This is a genomic window from Pseudomonas azotoformans, from assembly GCF_900103345.1.
Taxonomy (GTDB): Bacteria; Pseudomonadota; Gammaproteobacteria; order Pseudomonadales; family Pseudomonadaceae; genus Aquipseudomonas; species Aquipseudomonas azotoformans.
In genome coordinates this window covers 6,208,898-6,226,485 of the sequence record NZ_LT629702.1, presented here as the reverse complement: position 1 = coordinate 6,226,485, position 17,588 = coordinate 6,208,898, and the positions used below count along the sequence as shown (strand labels likewise).

At 60.9% G+C, this 17,588-nt stretch carries 19 protein-coding genes; 6 read left to right on the top strand and 13 right to left on the bottom strand.

Annotated elements, in window-relative coordinates; genetic code table 11:
* The first annotated feature begins 7 nt into the window (after window positions 1–7).
* The 4 genes from BLR69_RS28235 to pdeM are packed head-to-tail and all read left to right on the top strand — an operon-like array spanning window position 8 to window position 5,091.
* The gene (locus BLR69_RS28235) at window positions 8–1,126 is read left to right on the top strand and encodes a succinylglutamate desuccinylase/aspartoacylase family protein (RefSeq protein ID WP_071496914.1); all 1,119 of its coding nucleotides are present in this window, start codon (window positions 8–10) and stop codon (window positions 1,124–1,126) included.
* A 13-nt stretch (window positions 1,127–1,139) separates the two neighbouring features.
* A complete protein-coding gene (locus BLR69_RS28230) occupies window positions 1,140–1,904 on the top strand; it encodes an ABC transporter ATP-binding protein (protein ID WP_071496915.1) in 765 nt (254 codons plus the stop codon).
* A gap of 56 nt (window positions 1,905–1,960) precedes the next feature.
* On the top strand, window positions 1,961–4,441 hold the full coding sequence (locus tag BLR69_RS28225) for a ligase-associated DNA damage response DEXH box helicase (protein WP_071496916.1): 2,481 nt from the start codon (window positions 1,961–1,963) through the stop codon (window positions 4,439–4,441).
* A complete protein-coding gene (pdeM, locus tag BLR69_RS28220) occupies window positions 4,441–5,091 on the top strand; it encodes a ligase-associated DNA damage response endonuclease PdeM (protein ID WP_071496917.1) in 651 nt (216 codons plus the stop codon). The genes BLR69_RS28225 and pdeM overlap by 1 nt, the downstream gene beginning before the upstream one ends.
* Window positions 5,092–5,094: 3 nt before the next feature.
* On the opposite strand, the gene BLR69_RS28215 is transcribed toward pdeM, so the two are convergent.
* Together BLR69_RS28215 and dcd are read right to left on the bottom strand one after the other, a co-directional pair.
* Complete coding sequence (locus tag BLR69_RS28215; RefSeq protein ID WP_058425267.1) at window positions 5,095–5,292, bottom strand: hypothetical protein; 198 nt, start codon at window positions 5,290–5,292, stop codon at window positions 5,095–5,097.
* Between the two features lie 108 nt (window positions 5,293–5,400).
* The gene (gene dcd, locus BLR69_RS28210; protein ID WP_010212421.1) at window positions 5,401–5,967 is read right to left on the bottom strand and encodes a dCTP deaminase; all 567 of its coding nucleotides are present in this window, start codon (window positions 5,965–5,967) and stop codon (window positions 5,401–5,403) included.
* A 389-nt stretch (window positions 5,968–6,356) separates the two neighbouring features.
* Here dcd and BLR69_RS28205 point away from each other — a divergent pair, with 389 nt between their 5' ends.
* The gene (locus tag BLR69_RS28205; RefSeq protein ID WP_002554837.1) at window positions 6,357–6,566 is read left to right on the top strand and encodes a cold-shock protein; all 210 of its coding nucleotides are present in this window, start codon (window positions 6,357–6,359) and stop codon (window positions 6,564–6,566) included.
* Window positions 6,567–6,883: 317 nt separating this feature from the next.
* Here BLR69_RS28205 and rpoS read toward each other — a convergent pair whose 3' ends face one another.
* From rpoS to BLR69_RS28160, 8 genes are all read right to left on the bottom strand, one after another.
* Window positions 6,884–7,888 carry an RNA polymerase sigma factor RpoS gene (rpoS, locus tag BLR69_RS28195; RefSeq protein WP_025855149.1) on the bottom strand — a complete coding sequence of 335 codons (1,005 nt, stop codon included), beginning with the start codon at window positions 7,886–7,888 and terminating at the stop codon, window positions 6,884–6,886.
* Window positions 7,889–7,994: 106 nt separating this feature from the next.
* The gene (locus tag BLR69_RS28190) at window positions 7,995–8,831 is read right to left on the bottom strand and encodes a peptidoglycan DD-metalloendopeptidase family protein (RefSeq protein ID WP_071496918.1); all 837 of its coding nucleotides are present in this window, start codon (window positions 8,829–8,831) and stop codon (window positions 7,995–7,997) included.
* 209 nt (window positions 8,832–9,040) lie between these two features.
* Entirely contained in the window at window positions 9,041–9,676 is a 636-nt protein-coding gene (locus tag BLR69_RS28185; protein ID WP_010563544.1) for a protein-L-isoaspartate(D-aspartate) O-methyltransferase, read from the bottom strand.
* 41 nt (window positions 9,677–9,717) lie between these two features.
* The gene (surE, locus tag BLR69_RS28180; RefSeq protein WP_071496919.1) at window positions 9,718–10,467 is read right to left on the bottom strand and encodes a 5'/3'-nucleotidase SurE; all 750 of its coding nucleotides are present in this window, start codon (window positions 10,465–10,467) and stop codon (window positions 9,718–9,720) included.
* Window positions 10,455–11,513 (bottom strand): tRNA pseudouridine(13) synthase TruD, encoded by a 1,059-nt coding sequence (gene truD / locus BLR69_RS28175; RefSeq protein WP_071496920.1) that lies wholly within the window; start codon window positions 11,511–11,513, stop codon window positions 10,455–10,457. The genes surE and truD overlap by 13 nt, the downstream gene beginning before the upstream one ends.
* Window positions 11,510–11,983, bottom strand: a complete 474-nt coding sequence (gene ispF / locus BLR69_RS28170; RefSeq protein ID WP_071496921.1) for a 2-C-methyl-D-erythritol 2,4-cyclodiphosphate synthase — start codon at window positions 11,981–11,983, stop codon at window positions 11,510–11,512. The genes truD and ispF overlap by 4 nt, the downstream gene beginning before the upstream one ends.
* A 54-nt stretch (window positions 11,984–12,037) precedes the next feature.
* Window positions 12,038–12,883, bottom strand: a complete 846-nt coding sequence (fghA, locus tag BLR69_RS28165) for an S-formylglutathione hydrolase (RefSeq protein WP_071496922.1) — start codon at window positions 12,881–12,883, stop codon at window positions 12,038–12,040.
* A gap of 8 nt (window positions 12,884–12,891) precedes the next feature.
* A complete protein-coding gene (locus BLR69_RS28160; protein ID WP_010212435.1) occupies window positions 12,892–14,004 on the bottom strand; it encodes an S-(hydroxymethyl)glutathione dehydrogenase/class III alcohol dehydrogenase in 1,113 nt (370 codons plus the stop codon).
* Window positions 14,005–14,114: 110 nt separating this feature from the next.
* Between BLR69_RS28160 and BLR69_RS28155 the strand changes: the two genes are divergently transcribed.
* On the top strand, window positions 14,115–15,011 hold the full coding sequence (locus BLR69_RS28155) for a LysR substrate-binding domain-containing protein (protein ID WP_071496923.1): 897 nt from the start codon (window positions 14,115–14,117) through the stop codon (window positions 15,009–15,011).
* Window positions 15,012–15,122: 111 nt separating this feature from the next.
* On the opposite strand, the gene ispD is transcribed toward BLR69_RS28155, so the two are convergent.
* The 3 genes from ispD to eno form a co-directional block, all read right to left on the bottom strand.
* Complete coding sequence (gene ispD / locus BLR69_RS28150) at window positions 15,123–15,830, bottom strand: 2-C-methyl-D-erythritol 4-phosphate cytidylyltransferase (protein WP_071496924.1); 708 nt, start codon at window positions 15,828–15,830, stop codon at window positions 15,123–15,125.
* Window positions 15,827–16,105: a cell division protein FtsB gene (gene ftsB / locus BLR69_RS28145; protein WP_003172294.1), complete on the bottom strand. Its 279-nt coding sequence runs from the start codon at window positions 16,103–16,105 to the stop codon at window positions 15,827–15,829. The genes ispD and ftsB overlap by 4 nt, the downstream gene beginning before the upstream one ends.
* Before the next feature lie 184 nt (window positions 16,106–16,289).
* Complete coding sequence (eno, locus tag BLR69_RS28140) at window positions 16,290–17,579, bottom strand: phosphopyruvate hydratase (RefSeq protein WP_058425275.1); 1,290 nt, start codon at window positions 17,577–17,579, stop codon at window positions 16,290–16,292.
* Between the last annotated feature and the right edge of the window lie 9 nt (window positions 17,580–17,588).

Sequence of the window (17,588 nt, the reverse complement as noted above, 5' to 3'; positions counted from 1 at the left end):
AGCGTTCATGCGGCATCAGATTCATGAGTTGATCGCGCCGGTGCCCGGCACGGCGCGGCAGATCCACAGTTTTCACTTCGGCCCGGAACAGGCCGAAGGCAAGATCTACATCCAGTCGTCGCTGCATGCCGACGAACTGCCCGGCATGCTGGTGGCCTGGCACCTCAAGGTGCAGCTGGCGAAGTTGGCCGCCGCCGGGCGCCTGCGCAGCGAGATCGTGCTGGTGCCCATCGCCAACCCGGTGGGCCTGGAACAGGTGTTGATGGATATCCCGCTGGGCCGCTATGAATTGGAAAGCGGGCAGAACTTCAATCGCCTGTTTGTCGACCTCAGTGACGCGGTGGGCGACCAGATCAAAGACTTGCTCGGGGACGACCCCCAGCGCAACGCCAAACTGATCCGCAGCGCGCTGTCCACTGCCCTCGCCGCGCAAAGTGCCGACACCCAACTGCAGTCCCAGCGCCTGGTCCTGCAACGCCTGGCCTGCGACGCCGATATGGTGCTGGACCTGCATTGCGACTTCGAAGCCGTGGCGCACCTGTACACCACGCCCGAAGCCTGGCCACAGGTGGAACCGTTGGCGCGGTATATCGGTTCGGAGGCGAATTTGCTCGCCACCGACTCCGGCGGGCAATCCTTCGATGAGTGCTTCACCCTGGTGTGGTGGCAGTTGCAGCAACGCTTCGGCGAGCGCTTCCCGATCCCCATGGGCAGCTTTTCGGTGACCGTCGAGTTGCGCGGCCAAGGTGACGTCAACCATGGCCTGGCGGCGCTCGACTGCCAGGCGATCATCGATTACCTGGTTCACTTCGGCGCCATTGCCGGCGATGTCGCACCACTGCCGGACCTGCCCTACCCCGCCACGCCGCTGGCCGGCGTTGAACCGGTGGCGACGCCGGTGGGCGGCCTGCTGGTGTTCAGCGCCCTGCCCGGCGAATACCTGGAAGCCGGGCAACTGATCGCTGAAATCATCGACCCCATTACCGACCGCGTAACGCCCGTGCACTGCCAGAAGGCCGGCCTGCTTTACGCCCGCTCGCTACGCCGCATGGCCACTGCCGGGATGGTCATCGGCCATGTCGCAGGCACCGAGGCCTATCGCAGCGGCTATCTACTTTCGCCTTGAGGATGCACGCCCCATGTACAAATTGACCGTTGAAGGCCTGCATAAAAGCTATGGCGACAATGAGGTGCTCAAAGGTGTTTCGCTCAAGGCCAGGACCGGCGACGTGATCAGCCTGATCGGCGCCAGCGGCTCGGGCAAGAGCACCTTCTTGCGCTGCATCAACTTCCTCGAAACCCCTAACGACGGCGCCATGACCCTCGATGGCCAGCCGATCCGCATGGTCAGCGACCGCCACGGCATGCGCGTGGCCGATGACGCCGAATTGCAGCGCCTGCGCACACGCCTGGCCATGGTGTTCCAGCACTTCAACCTGTGGAGCCACATGAGCGTGCTGGAAAACATCACCATGGCCCCGCGCCGAGTGCTGGGTTGCAGCAAGAAGGACGCAGAAGACCGTGCGCGTCGCTACCTCGACAAGGTCGGCCTGCCGGCACGCGTGGCCGATCAATACCCGGCATTCCTGTCCGGCGGCCAGCAACAACGCGTCGCCATCGCCCGCGCCCTGGCGATGGAACCGGAGGTGATGCTGTTCGACGAGCCCACCTCGGCCCTCGACCCGGAGCTGGTGGGCGAAGTATTGAAGGTGATCCAGGGCCTGGCCGAGGAAGGTCGCACCATGATCATGGTGACCCACGAGATGAGCTTTGCGCGCAAGGTGTCGAGCCAAGTGCTGTTCCTGCATCAGGGCCTGGTGGAAGAACAAGGCGCGCCGGAAGACGTGCTGGGCAATCCGAAGAGCGAGCGTTTGCAGCAGTTCCTGAGTGGCAATTTGAAGTAAACCTTTGGGCGCGCTGGAAGGTCTGTGGAATAGACCTTCCAGAGTTGCGCCGCCCCATGGCAAAACCCATCGACTTCGCCAGACAGTGGTTTGCCGCCAAAGGCTGGAAGCCGTTTGCGTTCCAGAAAGAGGTGTGGGCGGCGGTCAAGGGCGGCCAGTCGGGCTTGCTGCACGCCAGCACCGGCGCCGGCAAGACCTACGCGCTGTGGTTCGCGGCGCTCAATCGCTTCGCCATCACTCGCCCGCCCGTGACCGGTAAACGCAAACCACCCGCTGAACCGCTGACGGTGCTGTGGATCACGCCCATGCGGGCCCTGGCGGCCGACACCGCACGCGCCCTCGAAGCACCGCTGGAAGCCCTGCAGATTCCCTGGAGCGTCGGCCTGCGCACCGGCGACACCAGCAGCAGCGAGCGCGCCCGCCAGACACGGCGCCAGCCCACCGCGCTGGTGACCACCCCGGAAAGCCTGACCCTGATGCTCGCCCGCGCCGACAGCGAAATGAGCCTGGCGCAGGTGCGCATGGTGATCGTCGATGAATGGCATGAATTGATCGGCAACAAACGCGGCGTGCAGTTGCAACTGGCGCTGGCGCGGCTGCGGCACTGGCATCCGGGTTTGATGGTGTGGGGCATTTCAGCGACCTTGGGTAACCAATCCCACGCTTTGGAGGTGTTGGTTCCACAAGGCGACGGGATCAATGTACAGGGGCAAACAGCCAAAGAGTTGAAGGTCGACACCTTGCTGCCGCCGGTTGCCGAGCGCTTTCCCTGGGCCGGGCACATCGGCTTGAAAATGTTGCCCCAGGTGGTGGCCGAGGTCGAAAGCAGCAGCAGTTGCCTGGTGTTTACTAATACGCGAGCGCAGTCGGAAATCTGGTACCAGGCGTTGCTGGACGCCCGGCCCGACTGGGCTGGGGTGATTGCCTTGCACCATGGCTCGCTGTCACGGGAGACCCGCGACTGGGTGGAACGGGCGTTGAAGGACGGCCAACTCAAGGCCGTGGTGTGCACCTCCAGCCTGGACCTGGGGGTGGACTTCCTGCCGGTGGAGCGCGTGTTGCAGATTGGCTCGGCCAAAGGTGTTGCACGCCTGATGCAACGCGCCGGGCGCTCGGGGCATGCGCCGGGGCGGCCCTCGCGGGTGACGCTGGTGCCGACCCACAGCCTGGAACTGGTGGAAGCGGCGGCGGCCCAGGATGCAATTGCCCAGCGACGCATTGAAGCGCGGGAATCACCGCACAAACCGCTGGATGTACTCGTACAACATTTGGTGAGCATGGCGCTGGGCGGCGGGTTTACGCCGGATGCGTTGCTGACGGAAGTGCGCGGCGCGTGGGCGTACCGCGACCTCACGGACGACGACTGGGCGTGGGCCCTGGGGTTTGTGCGCCATGGCGGCCTGTCGCTGACCGCCTATCCGGACTACCGCCGCGTGGAGCCGGATGAACAGGGCGTCTGGCGTGTCCCCGATGCCCGCCTGGCGCGCCGTCATCGCATGAGCGTGGGCACCATCGTCAGTGACGCGAGCATCCATTTGAAATACTGGAGCAAGGGCGGTGGCGGCAAGAACCTGGGCAGTGTCGAGGAAGGTTTTATCGCGCGGCTCAAGCCCGGTGATGGTTTCCTGTTTGCCGGGCGCCTGCTGGAGCTGGTGCGCGTGGAAAACATGACCGCCTACGTGCGCCGCAGCAACGCCAAAAAAGCCGCCGTGCCGCGCTGGAATGGCGGGCGCATGCCGCTTTCCAACGAGCTGGCCCAGGCGGTGGTGGAGCGTTTTGATGCGGCGGCGCACGGGCAGTTTAAAGGCCCGGAGATGCACGCGGTGCAACCCCTGTTGCAGACGCAGTTGCGCTGGTCCGGCCTGCCGACGCGCGAGCATCTGCTGGCCGAAGCGCTGAAATCCCGGGAAGGCTGGCACCTGTTTCTCTATCCGTTCGCCGGGCGCCAGGTGCATCTGGGACTGGCGAGTCTGTTGGCGTGGCGGGTGAGCCAGGGGCAGGCAGTGACCTTTTCGATTGCCGTGAATGACTACGGGCTGGAGTTGTTGAGCGCCACGCCTGTGGATTGGCCGGTGTTGTTGAATGACGCGCTGCTGAGTCCTGAGAACCTGCTGGAAGACGTGGCCGCCAGCCTGAATGCCGGGGAACTGGCCCTGCGCCGTTTTCGTGAGATCGCACGCATCGCCGGGTTGGTGTTTGCCGGCTACCCCGGCGCACCGAAAAGTACGCGGCAGGTGCAGGCGTCCAGTGGTCTGTTCTTCGAGGTGTTCAAGCAGTATGACCCGCAGAACCTGTTGCTGACCCAGGCCGGGGAAGAAGTCCTGCGCGATGAGTTGGATATTCGTCGGCTGGAAGCGACGTTGCGTCATCTGTCGGCGCTGAAGCTGGACCTGCACCGGATCGAACGGCCGACTCCCCTGGCCTTTCCGCTGCTGGTCGAGCGGATGCGCGAAAGCATGAGTTCGGAAAAACTCTCGGAGCGCATTGCGCGAATGGTCAAGGACCTGGAAAAGGTCGCGGATAACGGGAAGCGCTGATGGTCTGTTCAATAACGCTTGAAGGTGAGCAATTGTGGTTGCTGGCAGACAAGGCGATCTACTGGCCTGCGCGCGGGTGCCTGTTGATTGCCGATGCGCACTTTGGCAAGGCCTCGGCGTACCGCAGCCTGGGGCAGCCGGTGCCGCAAGGGACCACCACTGCCAACCTTGAGCGGCTGGACCGGCTGCTCGCTACCCATGGGTGCGCGCAGGTGATCTTTCTTGGCGACTTCCTGCATGGCCCCGGCTCCCACGCCAGCGGCACACTGGGCGCGTTGCGGGCTTGGCGCGAGCGTCATCCCTCGTTGCCCATGACCCTGGTGCGCGGCAATCACGATAAACGCGCCGGTGACCCACCGCCGGACCTGAAGATTGAAGTGGTGCCGGAACCGCTGCTGATGGGCCCCTTTGCCTTGCAGCACGAACCGGATGCCCACCCCAGCCACCACGTGCTGGCGGGGCATGTGCATCCGGTGTATCGCTTGCGTGGCAAGGGTCGGCAACGCCTGCGGCTGCCGTGCTTTCAGATCGGGACGCGGGTCAGTTTGTTGCCGGCGTTTGGCGCGTTTACCGGTGGCTTTGCGGTGGAGCAGGCCGATGACCACCGACTCTTTGTGGTCGGCGATCAGGAGGTGTGGCCAGTGGGTTAGGTATCAGGCAACAGGTGCGGGTGGTGGCTCGTCCGGCAGGGTCGGCTCACCGGGTTCTGTGGGTTGCGGATAGTCCGGCTCGGGTTGGCCGGGGATGCCGCCCCCGTATGCGGGGTCGGCCATCAGGGACCAGGCCAGAACGCCAATCTGGTTGGGTTCAAGCCGGGCAAGTTCTGCGCTGATTCGCGGGTCAAGCTTCATAAGGTACTCCTCAAGCGTGGCCCGGCGCGTTTTACACGCGCCGAGGCAGTACACCTAGATAGAGTCACTTTCCGCAGACTAATTCCCTTTGCGTGTAAGACCTTTCGATCAAGCGCGTGGGAGGGTGACGCCGCGCTGGCCCTGGTACTTGCCGGCACGGTCTTTGTAGGACACTTCACAGGCCTCGTCGGACTGTAGGAACAGCATCTGCGCCACACCTTCGTTGGCGTAGATCTTCGCCGGCAAGGTGGTGGTGTTGGAGAACTCGAGGGTCACGTGGCCTTCCCACTCCGGCTCAAGCGGCGTCACGTTGACGATGATGCCGCAACGCGCGTAGGTGCTTTTACCCAGGCAGATGGTCAGCACGTCACGCGGGATACGGAAGAACTCCACGGTGCGCGCCAGGGCGAAGGAGTTGGGCGGGATGATGCACACGTCGCTCTTGACGTCGACGAAGCTCTTTTCGTCGAAGTTCTTCGGATCGACGATCGCCGAGTTGATGTTGGTGAACACCTTGAACTCATCGGCGCAGCGCACATCGTAGCCGTAGCTGGAAACGCCGTAGGAAATCACCGGGGCATCGCCTTGGCCACGGATCTGGCGCTCGACGAACGGTTCGATCATGCCGTGTTCCTGCGCCATGCGGCGAATCCACTTGTCCGATTTGATGCTCATGGCGGGTGTCCTGAATAGCGAGGTGGAAAAATTCTGTGGGGCATCTTACCGGGGCCAGCGTTGGGGTTCAAAGGCCACGCGGCTTTTCTTGATGAACGCGCCTGCTGCTATAAGCCACAGCCAGCGGGGCCGGGACCAATATTGCCGTGCAAGGTGACCGCAAACACCACCGCCAGTCACGAAAATGGAGAAACCTTCGGAAATACCATTGGCACGTTCCGGAAAAAGGGTTAAGGTGGCGCCACTGTGCTGCTTGTGTCACTGAGAATCTCTACACGATATGTTGAATTTCGATCCAACCATCTCCAAGAATTTTTCCTGCTCTTTGCACTCAGTCTCGGCCAGGGCTTTTCCTGAGTCGCAGTTAACTTTGTCCAAGGAGATACACCATGTCTAATCGCCAAACTGGTACCGTTAAGTGGTTCAACGATGAAAAAGGCTTCGGCTTCATCACTCCACAATCCGGTGACGACCTGTTCGTTCACTTCAAAGCTATCCAATCCGACGGCTTCAAAAGCCTGAAAGAAGGCCAACAGGTTTCTTTCATCGCTACCCGCGGTCAGAAAGGCATGCAAGCTGAAGAAGTTCAAGTTATCTAACTTGTACTGACTTAGTCGAAAAGACCCCGCCCTTAAAAGCGGGGTTTTTTTATGCCTATCGTTCCCATGCCCTGCGTGGGAATGCCTCTTGTGACGCTCTGCGTCATGCCTTGGGACGCAGAGCGTCCGGGGCTGCATTCCCACGCGGAGCGTGGGAACGATCAGTACCTGGGATTTGGCCCTGCCCCCCATATCAGACATTGCATAAAACCAATGTGGGAGGGGGCTTGCCCCCGATTTCAGTGTGTCAGTCAATACAGATTTGACTGAACCACCGCCATCGGGGGCAAGCCCCCTCCCACATTCAAGCCAGTTCGTTATTGAAACAACGACTCACTCGACAAGCCATTCTTCTCCAGGATCTCGCGCAGGCGCTTGAGCCCTTCTACCTGGATCTGCCGCACCCGCTCACGGGTCAAGCCGATCTCCAGGCCTACATCCTCCAGGGTGCTGCTCTCATGGCCGCGCAGGCCGAAGCGGCGAATCACCACCTCGCGCTGCTTGTCCGTGAGCTCTGACAGCCACTGGTCAATACTTTGGGACAGATCATCATCCTGCAACAGCTCACAAGGGTCCGTAGGACGATCATCGGTCAGGGTGTCCAGCAGGGTTTTATCCGAATCCGGACCCAGCGAGACGTCGACCGAAGACACACGCTCATTGAGACCCAGCATGCGCTTGACCTCCCCTACCGGTTTTTCCAGCAGGTTGGCGATTTCTTCGGGCGAAGGTTCATGATCGAGTTTTTGGGTAAGCTCACGCGCTGCCCGCAGGTAGACGTTGAGCTCCTTGACCACATGGATCGGCAACCGGATCGTGCGGGTCTGATTCATGATCGCCCGTTCGATGGTCTGGCGAATCCACCAGGTGGCATAGGTCGAAAAGCGGAAGCCCCGCTCAGGGTCGAACTTCTCCACCGCCCGGATCAGGCCCAGGTTGCCTTCCTCGATCAGGTCCAACAGGGACAGCCCACGATTGACATAGCGCCGGGCGATTTTCACCACCAGGCGCAGGTTGCTTTCAATCATGCGCTTGCGCCCAGCCGGATCGCCCTTCTGCGACAATCGCGCAAAATGGACTTCTTCTTCGGGGGTCAGCAGAGGGGAAAAACCGATTTCATTGAGGTACAGCTGGGTCGCATCGAGCGCCCGAGTGTAGTCAATGTACTTGTGTTGCTTTAACGCGGTGGAGTTCTTGGATTTGGTGCGAACTGAAGGTACAGCAGGTCCCTCATTCGACATCGATTCCGTAGCGATACCGGTCTCCATCAGGAGAACCTCATCGTCGATGTCAAACTCCGGCGCTTCTTTACTGAGAGCCATTGTTATAGTCCTTTGGTGAGTTCGACCTCAAGCTCAAGCGGCGCCTTTATCCTTGGCAACGCTGGAGCCTGTTCCTTCTACGTGAGGGAACAGGCTGTGCAACACATCAACGACGGGGTAGGAATTGCAGCGGATCTACAGGCTTCCCTTGACGGCGAATCTCAAAGTGCAGTTTCACCCGGTCTGTACCAGTTGACCCCATTTCGGCAATTGTCTGTCCGACTTTGACCTGCTGCCCCTCCCGAACCAACAGCCTGCGGTTGTGACCGTAGGCACTGACGTAGGTATCGCTGTGTTTGATGATGACCAGCTCGCCGTAGCCCCGTAAACCACTCCCGGCGTACACCACTGTCCCATCAGACGCAGCTAAAACAGGCTGTCCCAAATCCCCGGCGATATCAATGCCTTTATTCAAACTACCGTTTGAAGAGAATTTTCCAATCAGCACTCCATTTGAAGGCCATCCCCAACCGGTCGGAGCAGGTCCGGCAGGTGGCAGCGGCGCGGGCGCCGGCTTGTTCGCAGGGGCCGGTGTGGCGGTGCCTGCAGGGCGGGTAATGATGGTGGTTTTGCTGGAGGACGACGGCGAAGATCCAGTGTTTGTCACAACTGTCGTAGGCGTTGAACCGGTACGACCGTCGAAGCGAATCGTCTGACCGGGATGTATCGTATAGGGCACAGGAATATTGTTACGGGCTGCGAGCGCCTTGTAGTCCCAGCCATACCGGAAGGCAATCGAGAACAAGGTGTCGCCCTTGCGCACCACGTATTGCCCGGTGGTCACCGTCGGCTTTTGCGGTACGGCATTGTTACGGTCAACCACCCGTGCGCCGCTGCTTGGCGAGCTGGAGCAGCCGACCAGCACGGAACTGAAGACGAGGCCAAGCACCAGTCGATGAAAGCTTGTTTTACTCATACGCTGCGCAAGACCTGTGAGACTCACCCGCCGCTCCCTTTGTGGTGGCTGAACATGAATGCCTGTATCAGGCTTGAAATATGACGCAAGTATAACTGGGCATTGGAGTTTTACCGGCACACGACAGAAACGAAACATTCATCGCGTTTAATTCCGACTCCCGATCATGTTGACTCGGTGACCCCCGCCGTAAGACACATCCCCGCCAACAGAATTCACTGCCCGCGAACAAATGATCAGGCCAACGGCCCATTGAGCAGCGGCACAAAACGCACGGCCCCCAGCACATGCCGGGAAAAGCCTTCGTCCTCACGGATAATGAGCATCAATTGTTGCACTTCGCCGGAGCCTACCGGGATCACCAGCCGTCCGCCGGGAGCAAGTTGATCGAGCAACGCTTGCGGAACATCGGTGGCCACGGCGGTCACAATGATGCCGTTGTAAGGCGCCAGCGCCGGCCAGCCTTCCCAGCCGTCCCCCCAGCGGAACACCACGTTGCGCAGGTTCAACTCCACCAGGCGCTCCTTGGCCCGGTCTTGCAGCACCTTGATGCGCTCGACCGAGAACACCCGCTCCACCAGTTGCGCCAGCACGGCAGTCTGGTAGCCAGAGCCGGTGCCGATTTCCAGCACCTTGTCCAACGGACCCGCCGCCAGCAGCAACTCGCTCATGCGCGCCACCATGTACGGCTGGGAGATAGTCTGGTTGTGGCCGATGGGCAGCGCCGTATCTTCATAGGCACGGTGGGCCAGGGCTTCATCGACAAACAGATGGCGAGGCGTACGCCGGATCACTTCCAGCACCTGGGCGTTGGACAAACCTTCTTCGTACAGGCGTTGGATCAGGCGTTCGCGGGTTCGCTGGGACGTCATCCCGATGCCCCGGCGCAGCAAGTCGTCTTGTTCACGGCCCATCAGCGCAGCCCCTCCAGCCAGCCATCGAGACCACTGAAGGCGTCGCTGAAGGTGCGATCAAATTGCAATGGGGTAATCGACACATAGCCTTGCATCACCGCATGAAAGTCCGTGCCTTCACCGCCATCTTCAGCATCACCTGCCGCTGCGATCCAATAGCCTTCCTTGCCACGCGGGTCGACCACCTTCAACGGCGCCGCCGCACGGGCGCGATGGCCCAGCCGCGTCAGCTTGATGCCGCGAATATGATCGAGGGGCAGGTTGGGAATATTGACGTTGAGCACCGTACGCGGTGGCAGGTCCAGCGAGCCATGGGCCTCCACCAGCTTGCGCGCGAAATGCGCGGCGGTTGCCAGGTTATCCAGTTGCCGCGAGGCAAACGAAAAGGCGAACCCAGTACGGCCCAGGAAGCGCCCCTCAAGGGCTGCCGCCACGGTCCCGGAATACAGCACATCATCCCCCAGGTTTGCACCGAGGTTGATGCCCGACACCACCAGGTCCGGCGCCTGGTCCAGCAGGCTGTTGATTGCCAGGTGGACACAGTCGGTAGGCGTGCCGTTCACACTGATAAAGCCATTGGCCAGGACTTGCGGGTGCAGCGGACGGTCGAGCGTCAGCGAACTGCTGGCGCCACTCTTGTCCTGGTCAGGGGCAACCACCACGCACTCGGCATAATCCTGCAGCGCAGCATAGAGCGCGGCAAGACCGGGTGCGGTGGCACCGTCATCGTTTGATATCAAAATACGCATGGGTTGTCCGTCTGCCCCACCGGCACCAGATCAACAAGCTCGCGCACCAACACAGTGGCGAAGCATCCGGCCGGCAGGACGAATTCCAATTGCAGAATGTCCAGCGAGGGATAATGCCACGTCAAACCGCCAATGGGCAGTCGAAGAATGCGACGTTCCTGGCTCATGCCGGCATTCACCAGCCAATCACGCAGGTCGGCCTCCTCGGCGGCAACCGCTTGTTCCAGCTCGAAGGTTGCACCACTGGCAGGCGAGTCGCCTTCGCCCCACTGCGGCCCGGTCGGGTGCAGGTCCAGAATGGCCAGGCGCGGGTCACTGCATTCCGCTTCGCCAGCCGGGAAAAAACTGCGGCTGTCGGTAAACGCCAGCAGGTCGCCGACCTGCGCACGTTGCCACGACCCATCGGCCACCCGCGCGGCCAGCACTTTGTTGAACAAAAAGCTGCGGGCGGTGGACAGCAGCCGCGAACGCACATTGCGCTGCTCCGGCAAGGCTTTGCGAGCGGCCCACTCGCGAGCGTCCACGACATTGCCGCCATTGTGGCCAAAGCGCTGGGCACCGAAATAGTTGGGAATGCCATTTTGGGCAATCTGTTGCAACCGCGCATCGATGGCGGCGGTATCACCGGCCAACTGCGTCAGGCGCAAAGTGAACCCATTGGCCGAATGCGCGCCGCGCTGCAACTTGCGCTTGTGGCGACCGGTCTTGAGAATCTTGAGCGTGTCGTTTTCTGCCGCGCTCATGTCCGGGTCGGACTTGCCCGGCAATTGCACGCTGAACCATTGGCGGGTCAACGCCTGGCGATCCTTGAGCCCGGCATAGCTTACGGTACGCAACGGCACGCCGGCCGCCTTGGCGATACGCCGCGCGGCTTCCTCGGTGTTGAGGCCACGCTTCTCCACCCACAACCACAGGTGCTCGCCCTCACCGGTCAACGGGATATCCAGCACTTCATCAACCTGGAAATCTTCGGCGGTCGCCTTCAGGACCGCGCTGCCCAAGGCCTCGCCATAGGCCCGTGGCCCCAACAGTTGCAGGTCATTCATGCGCGAAGCAACAAGGCAACGGAGTGCACGGCAATGCCCTCTTCACGGCCAGTGAACCCGAGTTTTTCGGTGGTGGTGGCTTTCACGTTGACTTGATCCAATTCAATTTGCAGGTCGGCGGCAATCAGCACGCGCATCGACTCGATATGCGGGGCCATCTTCGGCGCCTGGGCCACGATGGTGTTGTCGACGTTGCCAACCTTCCAGCCCTTGGCATGGATGAGGCCGACCACATGGCGCAGCAGTACCCGGCTGTCCGCGCCCTTGAAGGTCGGGTCGGTGTCCGGAAAGTGCTTGCCGATATCGCCCAATGCCGCTGCGCCAAGCAACGCATCGCTCAAGGCATGCAACAGAACATCGCCGTCGGAATGAGCCAGCAAACCATGGTGGTGCGCAATGCGCACGCCGCCCAGGGTGATGAAATCGCCTTCGGCGAAACGGTGCACATCGTAGCCGTGGCCAATACGCATAAAAAAACGCCCCGATTTAATTCAGGGCGTGATTCTACCTACTTTTGCTTCACATTAACCGAGCAAAGCACGGCCATGGTGTCGCAAATGGTCTTCGATGAAGCTGGCGATAAAGAAGTAGCTGTGGTCGTAGCCAGGTTGCAGGCGCAGTTCCAGCGGATGGTTGGCTGCCTTGGCCGCTTGTTGCAGGGCTTCAGGCTTGAGTTGCACGGCGAGGAAATCGTCGCGGTCACCCTGGTCCACCAGCAGTGGCAGCTTTTCCGAGGCTTCGCCGATCAGTACACAGGTATCCCATTCGCGCCACTTGGAACGCTCTTCACCCAAGTAGCGGGAGAAGGCTTTCTGGCCCCACGGGCAATCCATCGGGTTATTGATCGGCGAAAACGCCGACACCGACAGGTAGCGCCCAGGATTGCGCAATGCACACACCAGCGCACCATGGCCGCCCATGGAATGCCCGCTGATGCCGCGTTTATCCGACGCAGGGAAATGCGCTTCAACCAAGGCGGGCAATTCCTGCACCACGTAGTCATGCATCCGGTAGTGCTTGGCCCAGGGTTCCTGGGTGGCATTCAGATAGAAGCCGGCGCCGAGGCCGAAATCCCACGCGTTGTCCGGATCACCCGGCACACCCGGGCCACGGGGGCTGGTGTCCGGCGCGACGATGATCAGCCCCAACTCGGCGGCCATGCGCTGGGCGCCGGCCTTCTGCATGAAGTTCTCATCGGTGCAGGTGAGACCCGACAGCCAGTACAACACCGGCAACTTGCCGCCCTGCTCCGCTTGCGGCGGCAGATAGACGGCGAAGGTCATGTCGCAACCGAGCACATCGGAATGGTGCTTGTAGCGTTTATGCCAGCCGCCGAAGCTCTTCTGGCACGACAGGTTTTCCAGACTCATGGCCGACCTCAGAAGTGGATGACGGTACGAATGCTCTTGCCTTCATGCATCAGGTCAAACGCTTTGTTGATGTCTTCCAGGCCCATGGTGTGGGTGATGAAAGTATCCAACGGGATCTCGCCGGTCTGGGCCATTTCCACATAGCTTGGCAATTCGCTGCGACCACGCACGCCACCGAAGGCCGAACCGCGCCAGACGCGACCGGTCACCAACTGGAATGGACGGGTAGCGATTTCCTGGCCGGCACCGGCCACGCCGATGATCACCGACTCGCCCCAGCCTTTGTGGCAGCACTCGAGGGCGGCGCGCATCAGTTGCACGTTGCCGATGCATTCGAAGGAGAAGTCCACACCGCCGTCGGTGAGGTCGACGATCACGTCCTGGATCGGGCGATCGTAGTCTTTCGGGTTGATGCAGTCGGTCGCACCCAGTTGCTTGGCGATTTCAAACTTGGCCGGGTTGATGTCGATGGCAATGATGCGACCTGCCTTGGCTTTAACCGCACCGATCACTGCCGACAGGCCGATACCGCCGAGACCGAAGATCGCTACGGTATCGCCTGGCTTGACCTTGGCGGTGTTGATGACCGCGCCGATGCCAGTGGTGACGCCGCAACCGAGCAGGCAGACCTTTTCCAGCGGCGCTTCTTTAGGAATCTTGGCCACGGAAATTTCCGGCAGCACGGTGTACTCAGAGAAGGTCGAGGTGCCCATGTAGTGGAAAATCGGCTGGCCTTTGTAGGAGAAACGCGTGGTGCCGTCCGGCATCAGGCCTTTGCCCTGGGTGGAACGGATGGCCTGGCACAGGTTGGTCTTGCCCGACAGGCAGAACTTGCACTTGCCGCATTCCGGGGTGTACAGCGGGATCACATGATCGCCCACGGCTACCGACGTCACGCCCTCACCGATCGCTTCAACCACCGCACCGCCTTCATGGCCGAGGATCGACGGGAAGATGCCTTCCGGGTCGGCGCCCGACAGGGTGTAGGCGTCGGTATGGCACACGCCGGACGCGACCACGCGCAGCAGCACTTCACCCGCCTTGGGCATGGCGACATCTACTTCGACGATCTCAAGGGGCTTCTTGGCTTCGAAGGCTACGGCGGCGCGGGACTTGATCATCCGGGTTTCTCCATCGGGGTTAAAAACTGAGGCGACGAGTGTAAAACATGGCTGACTGATGAATAATCCAGGCAAAAGCAAAACTTTATTGCTGCACAGGGATAATCGACATGCTTGAGAACCGCTGGGAAGGTATCGATGAGTTTGTCGCAGTGGCCGAATGCAGCCAATTCACGGCGGCGGCGGAACGGCTGGGGGTGTCGTCCTCCCATATCAGCCGGCAGGTGGCGCGCCTGGAAGAACGCCTGCAAACAAGGTTGCTGTACCGCAGTACGCGCAAGGTGACCCTGACCGAAGCCGGCCAGACGTTCCTGCAACACTGCCAACGCCTGCAGGACGGGCGTGAAGAAGCGCTGCGTGCGGTGGGCGATCTCACCAGCGAGCCCAAGGGCATGTTGCGCATGACCTGTGCCGTGGCATATGGCGAGCGCTTTATCGTGCCGCTGGTGACACGCTTCATGGGGCTGTATCCGCAGTTGCGGGTGGATATCGAGCTGAGCAACCGCCAACTGGACCTGGTGCATGAAGGCCTCGACCTGGCGATCCGCCTGGGGCGCTTACAGGATTCGCGCATGGTCGCCAGCCGCCTCGCACCTCGACGCATGTACCTGTGTGCGTCGCCGTCCTACCTCGCTCGGTATGGTCGGCCACATAGCTTGTCGGAATTGAGCCGGCATAACTGCCTGATCGGCAGCTCGGATATCTGGCAACTGGCCCAGGACGGGCGGGAATTTTCCCAGCGCGTGCAGGGAAACTGGCGCTGCAACAGTGGGCAAGCGGTGTTGGATGCGGCGTTACAGGGCGTCGGGCTGTGCCAGTTGCCGGACTATTACGTGCTCGAGCATCTGCACAGTGGCGCGTTGGTGTCGTTACTGGAGGCGCATCAACCGCCGAATACGGCGGTGTGGGCGCTGTATCCGCAGCAGCGGCATTTGTCACCGAAGGTCAGGAAGTTGGTGGATTTTTTGAAGGAGGGGTTGGCTGAAAGGCCAGAGTACAGCCGTTGACTGTTGGTGGTTTGGACGGGCCTTATCGGGGGCAAGCCCCCTCCCACACTTGGAATGCATTTCAATGTGGGAGGGGGCTTGCCGCCGATGAGGTCGACACGGTATCGCGGATTACCTGCGGTTGGCCCACCGCAAGCGCAACCACTCGAGATCCTCGGGGCGGGTCACCTTGATGTTGTCCGAGCGCCCTTCGATCAATCGTGGCGCCTGGCCAGACCATTCCATCGCCGACGCCTCGTCGGTAATCACCGCATCCGCCACCAGGCTGTCGGCCAAGGCACGATGCAAAGCCCCCAGGCGGAACATCTGCGGTGTATAAGCCTGCCAGATCAGGCTGCGATCGACGGTCTCGACTACGCGGCCATGTTTGTCGACGCGCTTGAGGGTGTCGCGGGCCGGCACGGCCAGCAGACCACCCACAGGGTCGTTCGCCAGCTCATTTAATAACTTGTCGAGATCATCGCGGCTCAGGTTCGGGCGTGCCGCATCGTGGACCAGCACCCAATCGTCATCGCTGGCGCCCAGGGCATTGAGTTGCAGCAGCGCATTGAGTACAGACCCCGAACGCTCGTCGCCGCCGTCCGCACGCACAATGCGAGGGTCGTTGGCGCAAGACAGGTTGGGCCAGTAAGGATCATCTACAGCAAGACTGACCACCAACCCTTTAAGGTCCGGATGGTCAAGAAAACAGCCAAGGCTGTGTTCGAGAATAGTGCGCCCGCCCAGTTGCAGATATTGCTTGGGACGGTCCGCGGCCATACGGGCACCAACGCCCGCGGCAGGAATCACGGCCCAGAAGGCCGGCAAACGGCTACTCATTGGGCCAACTGGTAGAGGGTTTCACCCTCCTTGACCATGCCCAATTCATGACGAGCCCGCTCTTCAACGGTCTCCGTACCTTTTTTCAGCTCAAGCACTTCGGCATCGAGGACGCGGTTGCGCTCCAGCAGGCGTTCGTTTTCGGCGTGCTGGTCGGCAATTTGCTGGGTCAGGTCTTTTACCTGCGCAAAGCTGCCATTACCCACCCATAGGCGGTACTGCAGGCCAGCCAGCAACAAGAGCAAGACGAGGAACAACCAATTGGGACTGCGCATCGAATATCGGGTATCCAGTGAAAAAAGACCGCCATGCAAAACTTTTGCAGCAACTGATAGCACGAAGCCTGGAAAAACCAGGCTTGTGCTTGATAGCCATCAGATTAGCGCCGAAATCCACACTGTCGTGAGTTTTCCGACGCAATCCGCCGACTTTTTACCATGCTTTACCATCAACTTGCGATCAACCGCGAAACTCGCCGCGACCGTTGTACTTGGCCTTGCCAGCCAGTTGCTCTTCGATACGCAGCAATTGGTTGTACTTGGAAACACGGTCGGAACGGCACAGGGAACCGGTCTTGATCTGGCCAGCCGAGGTGCCCACGGCCAGGTCGGCAATGGTCGAATCTTCGGTTTCACCGGAACGGTGCGAGATCACGGCGGTGTAGCCCGCAGCCTTGGCCATCTGGATGGCTTCAAGAGTTTCCGTCAGGGTGCCGATCTGGTTGAACTTGATCAGGATCGAGTTGGCGATCTTTTTATCGATGCCTTCTTTCAGGATCTTGGTGTTGGTCACGAACAGGTCGTCGCCCACCAGTTGGATTTTCTCGCCGATCTTGTCGGTGAGGATTTTCCAGCCGTCCCAGTCGGACTCGTCCAGGCCGTCTTCGATCGAGATGATCGGGTAGCGCTGGGTCAGGCCCTTCAGGTATTCGGCGAAACCTTCGGAGTTGAACACCTGGCCTTCGCCGGACAGGTTGTACTTACCGTCCTCGTAGAACTCGCTGGCCGCGCAGTCCAGGGCCAGGGTCACGTCGGTGCCCAGCTTGTAGCCAGCATTGGCCACGGCTTCGGAGATCACTTTCAGTGCATCTTCGTTGGACGCCAGGTTCGGTGCAAAACCACCTTCGTCACCCACCGCAGTGCTCAGGCCACGGGCCTTCAGCACAGCCTTGAGGTGATGGAAAATCTCGGTGCCCATGCGCAGGCCTTCGGAGAAGGACTTGGCGCCGACCGGCTGCACCATGAATTCCTGGATGTCGACGTTGTTATCGGCGTGCTCGCCACCGTTGATGATGTTCATCATCGGCACCGGCATCGAGTAGACACCCGGGGTGCCGTTCAGGTTGGCAATGTGCGCGTACAGCGGCAGGTCCTGGTCCTGTGCGGCGGCCTTGGCAGCGGCCAGGGACACGGCGAGGATGGCGTTGGCGCCCAGGCTGCCTTTGTTGTCGGTGCCGTCGAGCTTAATCATCGCGTGGTCCAGGGCTTTCTGGTCCAGCGGGTCCTTGCCCAGCAACAGGTCACGGATCGGGCCGTTGATGTTGGCTACGGCTTTCAGTACACCTTTGCCCAGGTAACGGCTCTTGTCGCCATCACGCAGTTCCAGCGCTTCGCGCGAACCGGTAGAAGCACCGGACGGCGCGCAGGCGCTGCCGATGATGCCGTTATCGAGAAGCACGTCGGCTTCGACGGTGGGGTTGCCACGGGAGTCGAGAACTTCACGACCTTTGATGTCGACGATTTTTGCCATTGTTGTAAA

Coding starts and splice junctions, on each gene's coding strand:
- BLR69_RS28235 (WP_071496914.1), top strand. CDS start 8: ATGCGGCATCAGATTCATGAGTTGATCGCGCCGGTGCCCGGCACGGCG.
- BLR69_RS28230 (WP_071496915.1), top strand. CDS start 1,140: ATGTACAAATTGACCGTTGAAGGCCTGCATAAAAGCTATGGCGACAAT.
- BLR69_RS28225 (WP_071496916.1), top strand. CDS start 1,961: ATGGCAAAACCCATCGACTTCGCCAGACAGTGGTTTGCCGCCAAAGGC.
- pdeM (WP_071496917.1), top strand. CDS start 4,441: ATGGTCTGTTCAATAACGCTTGAAGGTGAGCAATTGTGGTTGCTGGCA.
- BLR69_RS28215 (WP_058425267.1), bottom strand. CDS start 5,292: ATGAAGCTTGACCCGCGAATCAGCGCAGAACTTGCCCGGCTTGAACCC.
- dcd (WP_010212421.1), bottom strand. CDS start 5,967: ATGAGCATCAAATCGGACAAGTGGATTCGCCGCATGGCGCAGGAACAC.
- BLR69_RS28205 (WP_002554837.1), top strand. CDS start 6,357: ATGTCTAATCGCCAAACTGGTACCGTTAAGTGGTTCAACGATGAAAAA.
- rpoS (WP_025855149.1), bottom strand. CDS start 7,888: ATGGCTCTCAGTAAAGAAGCGCCGGAGTTTGACATCGACGATGAGGTT.
- BLR69_RS28185 (WP_010563544.1), bottom strand. CDS start 9,676: ATGACGTCCCAGCGAACCCGCGAACGCCTGATCCAACGCCTGTACGAA.
- surE (WP_071496919.1), bottom strand. CDS start 10,467: ATGCGTATTTTGATATCAAACGATGACGGTGCCACCGCACCCGGTCTT.
- truD (WP_071496920.1), bottom strand. CDS start 11,513: ATGAATGACCTGCAACTGTTGGGGCCACGGGCCTATGGCGAGGCCTTG.
- ispF (WP_071496921.1), bottom strand. CDS start 11,983: ATGCGTATTGGCCACGGCTACGATGTGCACCGTTTCGCCGAAGGCGAT.
- fghA (WP_071496922.1), bottom strand. CDS start 12,883: ATGAGTCTGGAAAACCTGTCGTGCCAGAAGAGCTTCGGCGGCTGGCAT.
- BLR69_RS28160 (WP_010212435.1), bottom strand. CDS start 14,004: ATGATCAAGTCCCGCGCCGCCGTAGCCTTCGAAGCCAAGAAGCCCCTT.
- BLR69_RS28155 (WP_071496923.1), top strand. CDS start 14,115: ATGCTTGAGAACCGCTGGGAAGGTATCGATGAGTTTGTCGCAGTGGCC.
- ispD (WP_071496924.1), bottom strand. CDS start 15,830: ATGAGTAGCCGTTTGCCGGCCTTCTGGGCCGTGATTCCTGCCGCGGGC.
- ftsB (WP_003172294.1), bottom strand. CDS start 16,105: ATGCGCAGTCCCAATTGGTTGTTCCTCGTCTTGCTCTTGTTGCTGGCT.
- eno (WP_058425275.1), bottom strand. CDS start 17,579: ATGGCAAAAATCGTCGACATCAAAGGTCGTGAAGTTCTCGACTCCCGT.